Genomic DNA, 13,552 nt, shown 5'->3' on the forward strand with positions numbered 1-13,552 from the left:
GGCATACGGTGGGGGCAGCGGGCGGTTATTCCACCACGAGTCGGCCGGTGGCGCTGCCGCAGCGCACGAGGTACAAGCCTGGCGCCAGTCCGGTCACGTCGAGCGCGGCCGAAGTAGCATGGGCGGGCAGCAGTTGCCGACGCACCTCACGGCCTAGGTTGTCAAGTACCAGCACGGGGCGCAGGGCGGCGGTGGCTTCAGGCCAGGTGAGGCGCACTTGAGCGGTGGCGGGGTTGGGCACTAGGGTGAATATTTCGGCCGGGGCAGTGGCACGGGTGGCTGTGACCAGGCCGGTGAGGCGGGCCACGAAGAAACCGCCATTAGTACTGGTAAACGTGTAAGGGCCAAAAACTGCTGCTGGTGCTGCGTAAAGCCCCGTAAGAATGGCTCCTGTTGGCGCTATTGTTACAGCAGCCCCCGAATCGTCGTTTGCCCCGCCAGCCTGAGGGGCTTGTGTCCAGTTTCCCGCTGCACTTAGAGTGGCAATAAAGACGTCGAGCCGGCCCGTGCTGGTCAAGGTCGTTGTCCCAAAAGCAGCGGTGCTGGTGAATATACCGGCCACGATGGCATTGCCATTGGTGTCAATGCCGACGCCAGTAGGACTGTCTAAGTCAGCACCTCCCGCTCGCACAGCCTGCGTCCATGTTCCGCCTGGGCTGAGTCGAGCCACCACAACATCGGCCGAGCCAGCACTGGTGAGCGAAATGCTGCCGAAGACGGCAGTGCCGCGGAAATCACCAATCAATACCGCGTTGCCAGCAGCATCAAACTCGGCTAAGGAGCTATAATCGCTTCCAGTTCCCCCTGCTCGAACAGCCTGAAACCACGTACCAGCCGCATTAAGCCGGGCGATGAATATATCTGCGTTGCCAGCGCTGATAAGGGTAGTACTGCCAAACACGGATGTGTTATCGAAATATCCCGCAATCAGGACATTGCCGGCCGCATCGAGTGCAATGGAGGAAGAGGACTCGTATCCGGACCCGCCGCTCTGTACGGCTTGGGTCCAAGTGCCCGCCGCGCTAAGTTTTGCCACGAATGCGTCTGCTGAGCCAGCGCTATTAAGGGTGAGCGACCCAAAAGTTGGGGCGCCCAGGAAGGTGCCGGTCACGATGGCGTTGCCTGCAGGGTCTACAACGAGGTCTTGTCCGTAATCTGAGCCGCTTCCACCAGCACGAACGGCTTGGGTCCACACTCCCGACGGGCTTAGGCGTGCCACAAATATGTCGTACGCCCCTGCACTGGTTAGGGTAGTAGTTCCAAAAGTAGCTGTGCCAAAAACAGTGGGGAGAAGACCACCGAAATAGCCAACAACGACAACATTGTTGCCTCCATCTACTTTCAGGTTGTAGCCGATATCATCGGTTGGCCCACCTGCACGTACCGCTTGCGTCCACTGGCCGTTTGGGTTAAGTCGGGCCACAAATATGTCTTGTCCACCTGCACTGTTCAGCGTGAAGCTGCCCAGCGTCAATGTGCCCGAAAAGCTTCCTGTCACAACGGTATTGCCGGCTGCGTCCAGCGTGGATTGAACGTTGGTGCCAACCGCTCCATTGGCGCTGCTGACCCATTGCCAAGTGGCCTGAGACCACGCTGGAACAGTCAATAATAACAATAACAAAAAAGACCATCGACGAAGGGTAGAAATGCTCATTACATTAAATAATAAATGACAAGTGTAGTCAAAGGTACTAGGCTCTCTCGGCTTGCCTTGCATTGGACGCAGTTGATGACTGCTCTTCAAAAGTTGCGTAAAGGGAGCAGAATCCTTCGTGCGCGGCCCTGATGGGCGGTGAGGCGTGATGCTCAATATTTCCGTTTCAAGCGCCAGTCGGCTTGCCCTTACTTCTTCAAATTTATGATAGTCAACTCCACGCCCGCCGGCTGGCAAATCATCTACCAACAAGCCCACGCCCTGCTGGCCATGCAGCTGGCTTGGCACTGGCCGCCCACCCTGCCGCCCGACCGCTGGGTGGGCCTGCTGGCCGCCATCGCGCAGCACGACGACGAGCAGGACGCCTGGCGCGGGCGCGGCGGTCACCACGGCCTCACGGCCGCGGGGGCGCCGGCCAACTTCACCCACAAGCCGTTCTCGCTAGAGCAGGCGGCCGGGGTGCTGGCCGCCGCCCGCTTCCAGGGGCGCTGGCGCAGCCTGCTCACCAGCCTGCACCTGAGCTGCCTCTACGAAGGCCTGCGGGGCCAGTCCGATGAAGTAACGTCTTTCCTCGACTATCTCAAGGTGCGCCAGCAGGAGTGGCGGCGCGGCCTCAAGCTCACCAAGGCCGAGGCCCAGCAGGCCTACGACCTGCTGCACTGGTGCGACCGGCTGTCGCTCATTCTCTGCCGGCACGAAATCCCGGAAATGGGGCGGGCCGTGGAAATCTACCACGGCCCCGATGGCCGCCGCTACGACCTGCGCCAGCCCCACGGGCCCGACGGCCCGGTGCACATCGAGCCCTGGCCTTTCGCGGCGCCCGAACTCGAAGTGAGCGTGGAAGCCAGCGTGCTCACGCAGTTGCAATTCCGCGACGATGCGGAGCTGGCCGCCGCCCTGCGCGCGGCACCCGTCGAGACGCTGCGCTGGACGTTGCGCCGCGCCTGACGCCCCCGCTAAGCTCGGCCGCACGCCGGGCGGCGCCATAACGCGGCCCGGCTGCCGCCGTAAGAGGAGCTCGTTTCATCCCCATTGCAGCATGGCTTCGCACTATAAATTCACCGACGTCGTGGCGGTTCTGAAGTCTTCCGCTTCGGAGTTCAGCAACAACAACTCGTTTCGGCACGCGGCGGCGCTGTCGTACTACACCATCTTTTCGCTGCCGCCGCTGCTGCTCATCGTCATCACGGTGGCCAGCGCGGCCTACGGCGGCGAGGCCCTGACGGGCCAGATTTACGGGCAGCTGAAGGGGCTGGTGGGCGCCGACTCGGCCAAGTTTCTGCAGGACAGCATTGCCAAGTTCACCGTGCAACAGCGGGGGCCGGTGGCCACCACCATTGGCATTGCCACGCTCATTTTTGCGGCCACCACCTTCTTTGTCACGCTGCAGGAAAGCATCAACGACATCTGGAACCTGAAGGTGAAAACCACCGGCATCGGCATCGGGGCGTTTCTGAAGCAGCGGTTTCTGTCGTTCGGGCTTATTCTGAGCGTGGCGCTGCTGCTGCTCATTTCGTTTGTGATAAGCGCCGTGCTGAGCGCCTTCACGGGCTGGCTGCAGCAGCAGATTCCGGCCGTGGGCGTGGTCGTCATTCGGCTGGTCGATTTCGTGCTGTCGCTGGGCGTCACCACGCTGCTGTTTGCCCTCATCTACCGGTTTTTGCCCGATGCCGTCATTCGCTGGCGCGACGTGGGCGTGGGGGCCTTCATCACGGCGCTGCTCTTCGTGATTGGCAAGTTTCTCATTGCCTTCTACATCGCCAAGTCGAACCCCGGCTCGGCGTTTGGGGCGGCGGGCTCGGCCATCGTGTTGCTGCTGTGGGTCAACTACTCGTCGCTCATTATCTTCTTCGGGGCCGAGTTCACGCAGGAGTTTGCCGATGCTTTTGGGCAGAAAGTGCAGCCCAAAGCCCACGCCGTGCGCGTGCGCCTCGAAGAAATTGCCCCCGGCGAGTCGGACGAGGAAAAGGCCACCGGCCGGCCCCGCTCCACGGGCAGCTGGAAATCGTAGGGAGGGGCGGCCGGGGCATGCAACCGGTTGGCCGGGGGCGTGCATCTTTGCCGCGCCACATCTCCCTCCGCTCATGCCGAAATTCTTCGCCTGCCTGCTGGCCGCGTGCCTGCTCGGCGCCCCACTGGCCGCCCTACGCGCCCAAACCCCCGTGCCGGCCCCGCCGACCTTGCCCTCGGGGCCTCCTGCGCCGGGGCCGCCTGCTGCGCCCGCGCCTGCGCCCGCCCCGGCCACTGGCCAGCCCGAAATAGTGGGGCGCACGTACAGCGTGGAGCTGGTGTCGGGCAATACGTTTGTGGGCGTGCTGCGCAGCAGCGGCGCGCAGGAGCTGGAGTTTCAAACCCAGGACCTGGGCGTGGTGCGGGTGCAGCGCGCCACCCTCAAGCGGCTGGCGCTCCTGTCGGAGGCGCAAGCCCGGCGGGGCTACGACGACGTGGGCAACGGCAACCGCCTGTTTTTTGCCCCCACGGCCCGCAACCTGCGCAAAGGCGAGGGCTACGTGCAAAACCTGGAGCTCTTTCTGCTGAGCGTGAACTACGGCGTGACCGATAACTTCTCGATTGGCGCCCTGGGCAGCCTCATCCCCGAGGCGGGCAGCTTCAATTTTATTGGCCTCACGCCCAAAGTGAGCTTTCCGGTGGCCGAAAACGTGCGGTTGGGGGCCGGTGGGCTGCTGCTCTTGAACCGGGAGGGCGCCTTTGGCATCACCTACGCCAACGGCACCTACGGCGGCCCCGACAACAACCTGACCCTGGGCGTGGGCTACGCGTATTCCGGCACCGATGGCTTTTACAGCACGCCGGTGTTTGTGCTGGGTGGGGCCACGCGCGTGAGCCGGCGCATCTCGCTCATGAACGAAACCTACCTCGTGCGCAGCAACTTTGGCGACGGCGTTGCGACCGGGGTGTTCGGCATTGCCGGGCTGCGCTATGCCACGTCGCGCATTGGGGGGGGGCTGGGCCTGGCCTACGTCTATGCCAACTACCGGGACACGGGCAGCGGCAACACCCGCTTTGGCTACGACAACGGCACGGCCTACCCGTTTGGCGAGGTCACAGTGCGCTTCGGAAAAATAAAGTAGCGCGCCGGTATTTTACGGCCGCAGCCAGCCAAACCAAGCCCGTCCTATTGTAGGTTTGTAGCCCTTCCCTGGTGTTCGCGTTGGTACAAAGCGGTGGGCACTTTTTACGCCTCTGCCTGCATGAAGCACTTTTCTACCCTCGCCTTGCTCCTCATCGGCCTGCTGCTGGCCGCCCGCCCCACCGCCGCCCAAACCGCCGCGGCCGACACCGTGCCCGGCCAGGCCCGTTTTGTGAGCCGGGTGGCGGCCACGCTCTGCACCCGCATTCAGGAGTCGGGCCGCACCACGAAGTTTGAAAGCCTGACCCCCAAGCAGGCCGACGACCTCCTGATGCGCCTCATGATGACGAGCATGAGCGAGCAATCCACCGAATACGCCGCCCTGCTGGCCGCGGCCCGCCGCCAGAAACTCAGCAGCGACAAGCTCGGGCGCGCCGTGGGCTTGGGCGCCGTGAAGCAGCTCAGCGTGAGCTGCCCCAGCTCCATGAGCTTGTTTGTGCGCACCTCCTCGGCCCAAAAGGAGATGGGCGAAAGCGGGGCAAAGGCCCTCAACGACGTTTCGGCCGAAGAAAAGGCGGTGATACAGCCCCTGGTCGATTCCATCTGCGTCAAGCTGCGGGCCGAAGATGCCCGCCGCCCGCTTCAGCAGCGCACGGCCGCCGAGCGCACCGAATTGATAACCACCGTCATGCAGGGCACCATTGTTAAAAACATGACCCCGCTGATGAGCATCTATTCCATGGAGCAGCTTAGCAACAAGGACAGCATGCGGGCCTTCGGCATCAAGCTGGCCGGCATCATGATGACGCAGTGCCCCAGCTACATCATCATGCTGGGCGAAGACGCGAAAAAGGGCAAGCCCTAAAGCAACGTTCCGCGGCCTGCACGCTGTGCTAAGCACGTAAAAAAGCCCGGACGTGAAGCACGTCCGGGCTTTTTCGTGTGGCAACGGCGGCGGGCTATTGCGCCGCTTCGGCCTTTTCCTCTTTCACTGCCAGCTGCCCGCAGGCGGCGTCGATGTCTTTGCCGCGCGAGCGACGGATGTTGGTTTGCACGCCGCGGTCGGCCAGGAACTTATGGAAAGCCGTGATTTTGTCGGCCTCGGCGTTCTGGTAGCTGGCGTTTTCGATGGGGTTGTATTCAATCAAATTCACCTTGCAGGGCAGCCACTTCGCGATTTTCAGCAGCTCGGCGGCGTCGTCCAGCCCGTCGTTGAAGCCGTCGAACACGATGTATTCGTAGGTGACTTTGCGGCCGGTTTTCTGGTGGTAGTACTGCAGGGCTTCCTTCAGCGCGGCCAGCGAATTGGCCTCGTTGATGGGCATGATTTCGTTGCGCTTGGCATCGGTGGGGGCGTGCAGCGAGAGGGCCAGGTTGGCCTTCACGTCGTCGTCGGCCAGCTTTTTAATCATCTTGGCAATGCCGGCCGTGCTGATGGTGATGCGGCGCGGGGCCATGTTCAGGCCGTCGGGGGCGGTGATGCGGCGCACGCTTTCCACCACGTTGGCGTAGTTGAGCAGGGGCTCGCCCATGCCCATGTACACGATGTTGGTGAGCGGCGTGCCGTACTGGGCCTCGCACTGCTCCCGGATGCGCACCACCTGGTCGTAAATCTCGGCCGCGTCGAGGTTGCGCTTGCGGTCCATGTAGCCGGTGGCGCAAAACTTACACGTGAGCGAGCAGCCCACCTGCGAGCTGATGCAGGCCGTCATCCGCGTATCGTGCGGGATGAGCACGCCCTCCACCACGTTGCCATCGTACAGCTTGAAGGCCGATTTGATGGTGCCGTCGTTCGAGAGCTGCTTGTTCTGCACCGTCACGCCGTTTATCACAAAGTGGTTGGCCAGCAGCTCGCGCGTGGCCACCGAGATGTTGTTCATCTCTTCAAACGTGGCGGCGGTGTTTTTCCACAGCCATTCCAGCACCTGCTTGGCGCGGAACGGCTTCTCGCCGTGCTCCACCATGAAGGCCTTGAGCTCGTCGGGCGAGGTTTTGCGGATGTCACGCTTTTTGATGACGGGGGCGAGGGGCAGTTCCAGTAACATAGTGCAAAAATACAACCCCTCAGGGCGTTGAGTTCCGAAAACCGATAAATGGGCACGAATGCCATGTAAAAACGTGGCACCGCGCCCCTGGCCGGCTCAATTGCCGGGCGCCAGCAGCGTTAGTTGCAGGCGCATAGCCACGCGCTTGCCGTCGGCATAGGCCGGCGCCACGCGGGGCAAGTTTCGGGCTGCGCGGCCCAGCAGCTCGAGGCAGGCCGCCGGCAGCTCTTCTTCCTCCTGAATGGCCACGGCATCGCCGTATTCGGCCCGCAGGGCTTCGTAGTCTTTGGGGTCGTGCGTCACGCGTTGCACGTCATACAGCGTACCGCCCGGCCCCACGGTGACGAGGATGCCCAGGTTGGTTTTGGGCACGAAGCAGCCGCTTTCGGCCCGCAGCCGCAGGTATTCTGCGTTCAGGTCGTTGGCCAGCCCGCGGTAGCCCAGTATGCCCTGGTAAATGGGCATTTGTTCCACGGCCGTGTACAGGCGTAGCGAGTCGGCGGCGGGCACCGGGCGTTTGCTGCGCGCCAGTTTCGAGAGTCCGTCGAGCTGGAAGGTGATGGGCGCGGTGAGCACGCACGCCACCGGCTTGCCAAACTGCACGCCGGGCGACAGCTGCGGCAATTGCCGCACGGCCCGCACCACGGCCGAGTCGGTTTGGGCTTCTAGGCTACGGGTTATTTTCACCCGGCCCACGCGGCCGTCGGGGGCCACCACAAAACTCACCTCGCTCTGGCCCTGAATGCCGTAGCGCAGCGCCTGTATCGGGTATTTCACGCGCAGCTGAATGGCCCGCACTAGGCCGGGCTGCCCGCCGCCTTCCGGCAACTGAGGCGTGCGAAACGAAATATTGGGCCGTTCCGGCGTTGCGGAAACGGTTTGCGCCAGTGCGGCCGGGGCAAACGTTATTGTCCCCAGGCCAACCCCTAGGAAAAGCGCAATGGTAGTGGTCATTCGATAAAAAAGCAGCTAGCGTGTAAGCCCGCAAAGGTACCTCACGCCAGCGGCCCTGCGTGCACCTGCGCGGCCAGCGCCTCGGGCAGCAGGCGCAGCTTGCGCACGTTGTAATCGAAGCAGAGCATGCCGGTTTTGGCGCGGGCTATTTCCTTGCCGGCCTGGTTGTGCACGTGGTACACCACGTCGAAGCCGTACTTGCTGGCGTCGGCGGCGGCGATGCGGAAGTGCAGCACGTCGCCGTGAAAGGCCTCGCCCTTGTACTCCACGGCTGCATCCACCATGATGAGGCCGAGCTTGCTTACGGGGTCGTAGTCGTTTTCGAGGCCCAGCGAACGCAGAAACTGCACCCGCGCCTCGTGCAGCAGGCCCAGCAGCGCATCGTTGCCGAGGTGGCCGCCGTAGTTGAGGTCGGTGATGCGCACGGGTATCTCGGTGCGGAAGGAGAAGGCATCGGGCAAGGCTACTTTTACGCGGGCCATGGCTTTTAATGAAGAATGAGCGATGAAGAATGAGGAATTGACGGACGAGCCAAAGGTAGAAGTGCGGCGCACCGCCGATGGCTCGGCCACGCTTTACGTACCGGCCCTGGACGAGCATTACCACTCGCGCCACGGGGCCCGGCAGGAGTCGGAACACGTGTTCATCGAGGCGGGGCTGGTGCCCCTGCTGGAAGCCGGCCTGGGCGGGCCCTGCGCCCGGCCGCTGCACCTGCTCGAAGTGGGCCTGGGCACCGGCCTAAACGCCCTGCTAACTCTGCGCCTTGCCCAGGCCGCCGGCGCCGCCGTGGCCTACGACGCCCTCGAAACCGTGCCGCTGCCCGCCGCCGTGGTGGCCGAATTGTCTCAGAAATGGGCCGCCGAAGCCCCCGATTCTTTGGCCTTGCTGCAACGGCTGCACGCCGCGCCCTGGGCTGTGGCCTACCCGCTGTCGCCGCACTTCATCCTCACCAAGCTGCCTGAGGCATTGGAGGAGGCGCAATTGCCCGCCGGCTACTACGACCTCATTTATTTCGACGCCTTCGCCCCCGAAAAACAGCCCGAACTGTGGACGGAAGCCATTTTCGCGCAGCTCTACGCCGCTGCCGCGCCCGGCGCGGTGCTGGTGAGCTACTGCGCCCAGGGCCAGTTCCGGCGCAACCTGCGGGCCGCCGGCTGGCAGACCGAAAAATTGCCCGGCCCACCCGGCAAGCGCGAGATGACGCGGGCCCGCAAGGAAGCGGAAGCCGAAAAGCCTGCGCGATAAAGGCAAAACACGCCGTTACCTTTCTACTTGGCTCTTGCTATGCCCGCCGATTCCACGCTTGAAATTTATTGCCCCCGCTGCCGCTGGGCCCCCGACGGCGGGGCGCATTGGCAGTGCCATTGCGGCTGCATCTGGAACACGTTTGATACCACGGCCGTGTGCCCGCAGTGCCGGTACCGACACCGCGACACCCAGTGCCCGACTTACCCCGGCGGCTGCGGCGCGTCCTCGCTCCACCCCGACTGGTACCACGGGCTGGATGAAACCGTAGCGCAACTCGTGGAGCAGGCGCTCACCGCGCCGGTTAGCGTATGTTGCACTTCCAATGAGTCGTAAATTTCTCGAAAACGAAAGCCCCGGCTGGGTGGCCGACGGGCTCATCAGCGAAGCGCAGCGGCAACAGCTGCTGGCCCGTTACCCGCCCGAGGCACAGGCCGTGGGCCTGCTGCCCCTGCTGGGCAGCGTGCTGGTGGGCCTCAGCGCCCTGAGCGTGGTGGCGGCCAACTGGCAGGGCCTGCCGGCGGTGCTGCGGGTGGCGCTGCTGCTGGGCAGCTTGCTGGGGGCCTACGGCGCCGGCGCCTACTTTCTGCGGCGGGGCAATGCCGACCTGGGCCACGGCCTCATCGGGCTGGGGCTCATTGTGTTTGGCGCCAGCATCATCCTCGTCAGCCAGCTTTATCAATTGGTGGGCTACGACGTGAGCGGGCTGCTGGCCTGGGTGGTGGCCGGCGTGACCCTGAGCTACGTGTACGGCTCGCGGCTGCTGGTGCTGCTCACGGTGGTGATTGGGGCGGCCGTGCAAACCTATTGCGTGCAGGTGCTGGGCAGCTTCAGCTATGCCACGGCGGCGCTGGTTGCGGCCGGCCTGGGCTACTACTGGTGGCGGCGGCCCGCCGTGGTGAGCAGCACGGTGCTGGCCACCGGCCTGCTGTGGCAAGCCGGCCTGCTGGTAATCGTGCTGCACGCCAAAATCACCTGGTTTTTTGTGCCGGCCATGGCCATCTACGCGGCCGGCGACTGGCAGGCCAGCCGGAGCGGTGCCCGCGCCTTGCAGGGCCCGCCGCTAGTGGCGGCCTACCTGTTCATGTTCGGGCTGGCCACTTTTGGCGAAACCGATACCTACGCCAACGTGCTGCGGCCCCCGCTGCTGCCGTATCTGCTGTCGTTGGGGGCGGTGTTTGCCCTCTCGGTGGCCGGCAAGCGGGCGCGCGGCCGGTTCGACACGCTGCTGGACTGGCTGTTGCTGCTGCCGGGGTTTTACTTGCCGGGCGGACTGCCGCTGGCAGTGGCCACGCTGGTGGTGCTGTATGCCCACGCCGGCTCGGTGCTGGCGCGGGCCCACCGGCAGCAGGATTCCGACCAGCTCACCGTCGGTGCGGTGCTGTTTGTGGTGGCCACGGCCGTGGCCTACTTCAAGCTGACCTGGGCTTTTCTGGACAAGTCGTTGTTCTTCCTGCTGGGCGGTGTGCTGCTGCTCGGCCTGAGCTGGTACCTGCGCCGCCGCAACGCCCAAACCTTGGCCGCCGCCCCGCCGCCCGCCCAACCTGCAGCATCGAAAGGCGCCGATGAGGCAACGCAACCGTCCTAACTCAACTCTCAACCTTCCCCAATGCCCGACCTGCTGACCTGGGCTTCGGACCCGGCGCGCCGCCGGCCGCTGCTGCGCCTATTGGTGGCCGCGCAGGTGCTCTACGTGCTGGGCGTGGCCGGCGCCGGCTACGCCACCACGGCGCTCGGCCAGCACATCGTGCTGGCCACCACCCCCGTCGACCCGCGCGACTTGCTCTACGGCGACTTTGTGCGCCTGCGCTACGCCATCAGCGAAGCGCCCCTGAGCCAGTGGCGCGGCGAAACGCCGCCGCGGCGTCGGCAGGGCGTGTTTCTGCTGCTGGCCACCGGGCCCGATAGCCTGAGCACCACCGTTGGCGTCTATCCCAAAGCCCCCACGGCCGGCCCCAACCAGGCCGTGCTCCGCGCCTGGGTCACCGATGTGTACCGAAACTCCCTGGCCCTGCGCTTCAACCTGGAGCGCTACTACGTGCCCGAAGGCAGCGGCCTGCGCCTCGAAAAAGCCGGCCGCCGGCACCCGCTGCGCGTGCACGTCAGCATCGCGCCCTGGGGCCAGGCCCGCATTGCCCGGGTGGAGGATGTGGGGGCGGAAAGGAAATAGCCGGGCCTCTGCGGCTCCGTCGATGTCATTGCGAGGCCGCAGGACCTGGCAACCGAAGGTCAGCGGAGCTAATCCGTCGTCCTGTTCTCAGCCACCAGCTTCGAGATGTAACAAACCCAAACGCAAAGCCCCGGCACTGTGCAGTGCCGGGGCTTTGCGTTTGGGTTTGTTCTGGCACGTCATGCAGAGCGCAGCGAAGCATCTCGCGTGTGGTAGTAACTCAATCGGCAGCGTTAATAGCCGCACGCGAGATGCTTCGCTGCGCTCTGCATGACGTTTTTATGGCGTTTTACCAAGGCTTTGTAAAACCTTCAGGCGCCGCGTCTACTGAATCTTAAACGTCACGGGCACGGTGAAGGACACACTCACTTCGCGGCCGTTCTGCCTGCCGGGAATGAACTTGGGCAGCGCTTTAATGGCCCGCATGGCTTCCTCATCCAGCCCGTAGCCGAGGCCGCGCACGATTTTCACGTCCGTCACCTCGCCCTTGGGGTTCACCGTGAAGCTAGCATACACCTTACCTTCGATGCCGTTGCTGAGGGCCGGGCCGGGGTAGCGGGCCGATTTTTGAATGGCCGCCACGATGGCGGCCTGTCCGCCGCCGCCGGGCAATTCCGGCATTTGCTCTACCGATACGTAGACCTTGGTATCCACGGCATCGCCCACGGTTTTGGGGCCTTCCACGGCTTCCAGCGGCTCTTCCAGCACGCCGGGGTCGTCTTTGCCTTCCACGGTCACGGTGGAGATGCGCGCGTTTTGCAGGGCGGTTTGGTCGGGCACCTCCTCGGTCACCTGCGGGTCGGGCGCCACCACGGGCGGGGTGAAGCGGATGGACGGCAGCACCGTGCGCGCCGGCGGCGGGGCGGGCTGCGTTTCCACGGGCGGCGGGGGCAGCACTTTGGGGTCCAGCGGCGGGGCCATCAGCACATGGCCGTCGTCGAGTTTGGGGGCTGCCACGGGCGTTCGGTCCTTCAGCCACTGCGCGGCCAGCGGAAACACCAGCAGCAGCGCAAAAATGGCGGTGGCAATGACCAGCGCCCGCGTCACGTGGCGTTGGTAGAGGGCGCGAAGCTGGTAGGCGCCGTAGTGGCGGTTGCGACCATCGAACACGATGTCGTCGAGGCTGGCCGTGGCCAGCTGCGTATTGGTCATCATAAGGTTGCGGTTTTGAGGAGGGTGAGGTCGTCGGGGGTGATTTTCACCAGCGCGTATTTCTTCTGGTTCGTGATGCTCATCTCGTCCAGAATGTCAATCATGTCCTGGTATTTGGAGTCGTCGCCGGGCTTGATGAGCACCGTGAGGCCGCCCCGCTGCTGGCGGCTGAGCAGCACCCGCCGGATGCCGTCGGCGGCGAAGGTGGTCGTGTGCAGCTCGGCCGCGGGCACGGAGGCATCGCGCGGCGCATTCAGCCCGAAGAAGTAGTGCACCTTGTGCCCCTTGCCCAGAATGATGGTGAGGGCGCCCGACTCTTTGGTGAAGGTTTCCGGCCCCTTCACCGGCATGTGCAGCTCCAGGTTGTAGGGCTTGGCGAAGGTGGTGGTGAGCATGAAAAGCGTGAGCAGCAGAAACGCCAGGTCCACCATCGGCGTCATGTCGATGCGGGTCGACATCTTCTTGGCTCGTCGCTTGCCGGCTTTGTTGGGCCCGGCTGCCTGCGGTTGGATTTCGGCCATGGGTTCTCTCCTTTTGAGGTGATGGATACCCGGCCAACGCAGCCCCTGAATAACTTATTGTCAGTATGTTATCCTTGAAAAATAAATTTTTATCGGCATACTAGTATGCTGAAAAACCCGTTTTGTCAGCTTGCCCTACAAGCGCCACAACCCGCTGGGCGTCAGGCAGGCGTGCAGCGGCACGTCGGTGGGCAGCACATCGGCCAGGGCCGGCACGGGCGCCTCGTCCAGCACGCTCAGCCCGATGAACTGCGTGCCCGGCCGGCACTGGGCCAAAAACCGGTCGTAGAAGCCGCCGCCGTAGCCCACGCGGTGCCCCGCCGTGTCCACGGCCAGCAGCGGCACCAGCACGGCATCGAAGGCCGTGGGTGGCACTTCGGCCGCTGCCCCGGCGGCTGGCTCCGGAATGCCCCAACGGTTGGGGTGCAACGGCGTGTCGGGCGTCAGCTCGTAGTGTTTCAGCGAGACGCCGTCGGGCTGCACCACGGGCACCGCCAGGCGCACGGGCAGCTGCGCCGCCCAGATGCGGCGAATGATGAGCCAGGTGTCGGGCTCGTTGCGCTGGCTCAGGGGCAGAAACAGGTGCAGCCAGCGCCACTCGGCTACCGGGAAATGCCGGAACAGCTGCTCGCTGAGCTGCTGGCTGCGCCGGGCCACCTCGGCTGGGGCGAGGGCGTTGCGACGGGCGAGGGCCGCGCGGCGCAGAGCGGCTTTATTCAT

15 protein-coding genes are annotated in these 13,552 nt (G+C 64.3%); 8 read left to right on the plus strand and 7 right to left on the minus strand.

Going from position 1 to position 13,552, the window contains the following annotated elements; translation table 11 throughout:
• Nucleotides 1–25: 25 nt before the first annotated feature.
• Nucleotides 26–1,654: a T9SS type A sorting domain-containing protein gene (locus JAO73_RS07745; protein ID WP_198976515.1), complete on the minus strand. Its 1,629-nt coding sequence runs from the start codon at nucleotides 1,652–1,654 to the stop codon at nucleotides 26–28.
• Between the two features lie 204 nt (nucleotides 1,655–1,858).
• Between JAO73_RS07745 and JAO73_RS07750 the strand changes: the two genes are divergently transcribed.
• The 4 genes from JAO73_RS07750 to JAO73_RS07765 all read left to right on the plus strand — a co-directional run bounded on the left by JAO73_RS07750 (nucleotide 1,859) and on the right by JAO73_RS07765 (nucleotide 5,610).
• Nucleotides 1,859–2,602, plus strand: a complete 744-nt coding sequence (locus JAO73_RS07750) for a DUF3891 family protein (RefSeq protein ID WP_198976516.1) — start codon at nucleotides 1,859–1,861, stop codon at nucleotides 2,600–2,602.
• A gap of 91 nt (nucleotides 2,603–2,693) precedes the next feature.
• The gene (locus tag JAO73_RS07755; RefSeq protein ID WP_198976517.1) at nucleotides 2,694–3,665 is read left to right on the plus strand and encodes a YihY/virulence factor BrkB family protein; all 972 of its coding nucleotides are present in this window, start codon (nucleotides 2,694–2,696) and stop codon (nucleotides 3,663–3,665) included.
• Nucleotides 3,666–3,738: 73 nt separating this feature from the next.
• Nucleotides 3,739–4,746 carry a hypothetical protein gene (locus tag JAO73_RS07760; RefSeq protein WP_198976518.1) on the plus strand — a complete coding sequence of 336 codons (1,008 nt, stop codon included), beginning with the start codon at nucleotides 3,739–3,741 and terminating at the stop codon, nucleotides 4,744–4,746.
• A 120-nt stretch (nucleotides 4,747–4,866) separates the two neighbouring features.
• Nucleotides 4,867–5,610: a hypothetical protein gene (locus tag JAO73_RS07765; RefSeq protein ID WP_198976519.1), complete on the plus strand. Its 744-nt coding sequence runs from the start codon at nucleotides 4,867–4,869 to the stop codon at nucleotides 5,608–5,610.
• Between the two features lie 94 nt (nucleotides 5,611–5,704).
• Here JAO73_RS07765 and rlmN read toward each other — a convergent pair whose 3' ends face one another.
• The 3 genes from rlmN to JAO73_RS07780 all read right to left on the minus strand — a co-directional run bounded on the left by rlmN (nucleotide 5,705) and on the right by JAO73_RS07780 (nucleotide 8,226).
• Nucleotides 5,705–6,790 carry a dual-specificity RNA methyltransferase RlmN gene (gene rlmN, locus JAO73_RS07770; protein ID WP_190924892.1) on the minus strand — a complete coding sequence of 362 codons (1,086 nt, stop codon included), beginning with the start codon at nucleotides 6,788–6,790 and terminating at the stop codon, nucleotides 5,705–5,707.
• A 96-nt stretch (nucleotides 6,791–6,886) separates the two neighbouring features.
• The gene (locus JAO73_RS07775) at nucleotides 6,887–7,744 is read right to left on the minus strand and encodes an energy transducer TonB (RefSeq protein WP_198976520.1); all 858 of its coding nucleotides are present in this window, start codon (nucleotides 7,742–7,744) and stop codon (nucleotides 6,887–6,889) included.
• 41 nt (nucleotides 7,745–7,785) lie between these two features.
• On the minus strand, nucleotides 7,786–8,226 hold the full coding sequence (locus JAO73_RS07780) for a thioesterase family protein (protein WP_198976521.1): 441 nt from the start codon (nucleotides 8,224–8,226) through the stop codon (nucleotides 7,786–7,788).
• A 22-nt stretch (nucleotides 8,227–8,248) separates the two neighbouring features.
• On the opposite strand from JAO73_RS07780, the gene mnmC2 reads away from it, so the two are divergent.
• The 4 genes from mnmC2 to JAO73_RS07800 are packed head-to-tail and all read left to right on the plus strand — an operon-like array spanning nucleotide 8,249 to nucleotide 11,159.
• Complete coding sequence (mnmC2, locus tag JAO73_RS07785; RefSeq protein WP_198976522.1) at nucleotides 8,249–8,989, plus strand: tRNA (5-methylaminomethyl-2-thiouridine)(34)-methyltransferase MnmC2; 741 nt, start codon at nucleotides 8,249–8,251, stop codon at nucleotides 8,987–8,989.
• A gap of 39 nt (nucleotides 8,990–9,028) precedes the next feature.
• Nucleotides 9,029–9,325: a hypothetical protein gene (locus JAO73_RS07790; RefSeq protein ID WP_198976523.1), complete on the plus strand. Its 297-nt coding sequence runs from the start codon at nucleotides 9,029–9,031 to the stop codon at nucleotides 9,323–9,325.
• Complete coding sequence (locus JAO73_RS07795; RefSeq protein WP_198976524.1) at nucleotides 9,315–10,577, plus strand: DUF2157 domain-containing protein; 1,263 nt, start codon at nucleotides 9,315–9,317, stop codon at nucleotides 10,575–10,577. The genes JAO73_RS07790 and JAO73_RS07795 overlap by 11 nt, the downstream gene beginning before the upstream one ends.
• A 21-nt stretch (nucleotides 10,578–10,598) precedes the next feature.
• Nucleotides 10,599–11,159: a GDYXXLXY domain-containing protein gene (locus JAO73_RS07800; RefSeq protein ID WP_198976525.1), complete on the plus strand. Its 561-nt coding sequence runs from the start codon at nucleotides 10,599–10,601 to the stop codon at nucleotides 11,157–11,159.
• 324 nt (nucleotides 11,160–11,483) lie between these two features.
• Here the strand turns inward: JAO73_RS07800 and JAO73_RS07805 are convergent, their stop codons facing one another.
• The 3 genes from JAO73_RS07805 to JAO73_RS07815 all read right to left on the minus strand — a co-directional run bounded on the left by JAO73_RS07805 (nucleotide 11,484) and on the right by JAO73_RS07815 (nucleotide 13,552).
• Nucleotides 11,484–12,314 (minus strand): energy transducer TonB, encoded by an 831-nt coding sequence (locus tag JAO73_RS07805; RefSeq protein ID WP_233168881.1) that lies wholly within the window; start codon nucleotides 12,312–12,314, stop codon nucleotides 11,484–11,486.
• A complete protein-coding gene (locus tag JAO73_RS07810; protein WP_198976526.1) occupies nucleotides 12,311–12,832 on the minus strand; it encodes a biopolymer transporter ExbD in 522 nt (173 codons plus the stop codon). Before JAO73_RS07810 ends, JAO73_RS07805 begins: the two co-directional genes overlap by 4 nt.
• Before the next feature lie 135 nt (nucleotides 12,833–12,967).
• Nucleotides 12,968–13,552: a 5-formyltetrahydrofolate cyclo-ligase gene (locus JAO73_RS07815; RefSeq protein ID WP_198976527.1), complete on the minus strand. Its 585-nt coding sequence runs from the start codon at nucleotides 13,550–13,552 to the stop codon at nucleotides 12,968–12,970.

The organism is Hymenobacter miniatus (assembly GCF_016427455.1).
GTDB lineage: Bacteria > Bacteroidota > Bacteroidia > Cytophagales > Hymenobacteraceae > Hymenobacter > Hymenobacter armeniacus.

Excerpts from the sequence above, each read along its gene's own strand:
- JAO73_RS07775 (WP_198976520.1), bottom strand. The coding sequence starts at position 7,744 with ATGACCACTACCATTGCGCTTTTCCTAGGGGTTGGCCTGGGGACAATA.
- JAO73_RS07780 (WP_198976521.1), bottom strand. The coding sequence starts at position 8,226 with ATGGCCCGCGTAAAAGTAGCCTTGCCCGATGCCTTCTCCTTCCGCACC.
- JAO73_RS07805 (WP_233168881.1), bottom strand. The coding sequence starts at position 12,314 with ATGATGACCAATACGCAGCTGGCCACGGCCAGCCTCGACGACATCGTG.
- rlmN (WP_190924892.1), bottom strand. The coding sequence starts at position 6,790 with ATGTTACTGGAACTGCCCCTCGCCCCCGTCATCAAAAAGCGTGACATC.
- JAO73_RS07745 (WP_198976515.1), bottom strand. The coding sequence starts at position 1,654 with ATGAGCATTTCTACCCTTCGTCGATGGTCTTTTTTGTTATTGTTATTA.
- JAO73_RS07795 (WP_198976524.1), top strand. The coding sequence starts at position 9,315 with ATGAGTCGTAAATTTCTCGAAAACGAAAGCCCCGGCTGGGTGGCCGAC.
- JAO73_RS07760 (WP_198976518.1), top strand. The coding sequence starts at position 3,739 with ATGCCGAAATTCTTCGCCTGCCTGCTGGCCGCGTGCCTGCTCGGCGCC.
- JAO73_RS07755 (WP_198976517.1), top strand. The coding sequence starts at position 2,694 with ATGGCTTCGCACTATAAATTCACCGACGTCGTGGCGGTTCTGAAGTCT.
- mnmC2 (WP_198976522.1), top strand. The coding sequence starts at position 8,249 with ATGAAGAATGAGGAATTGACGGACGAGCCAAAGGTAGAAGTGCGGCGC.
- JAO73_RS07790 (WP_198976523.1), top strand. The coding sequence starts at position 9,029 with ATGCCCGCCGATTCCACGCTTGAAATTTATTGCCCCCGCTGCCGCTGG.
- JAO73_RS07800 (WP_198976525.1), top strand. The coding sequence starts at position 10,599 with ATGCCCGACCTGCTGACCTGGGCTTCGGACCCGGCGCGCCGCCGGCCG.
- JAO73_RS07815 (WP_198976527.1), bottom strand. The coding sequence starts at position 13,552 with ATGAATAAAGCCGCTCTGCGCCGCGCGGCCCTCGCCCGTCGCAACGCC.
- JAO73_RS07765 (WP_198976519.1), top strand. The coding sequence starts at position 4,867 with ATGAAGCACTTTTCTACCCTCGCCTTGCTCCTCATCGGCCTGCTGCTG.
- JAO73_RS07750 (WP_198976516.1), top strand. The coding sequence starts at position 1,859 with ATGATAGTCAACTCCACGCCCGCCGGCTGGCAAATCATCTACCAACAA.
- JAO73_RS07810 (WP_198976526.1), bottom strand. The coding sequence starts at position 12,832 with ATGGCCGAAATCCAACCGCAGGCAGCCGGGCCCAACAAAGCCGGCAAG.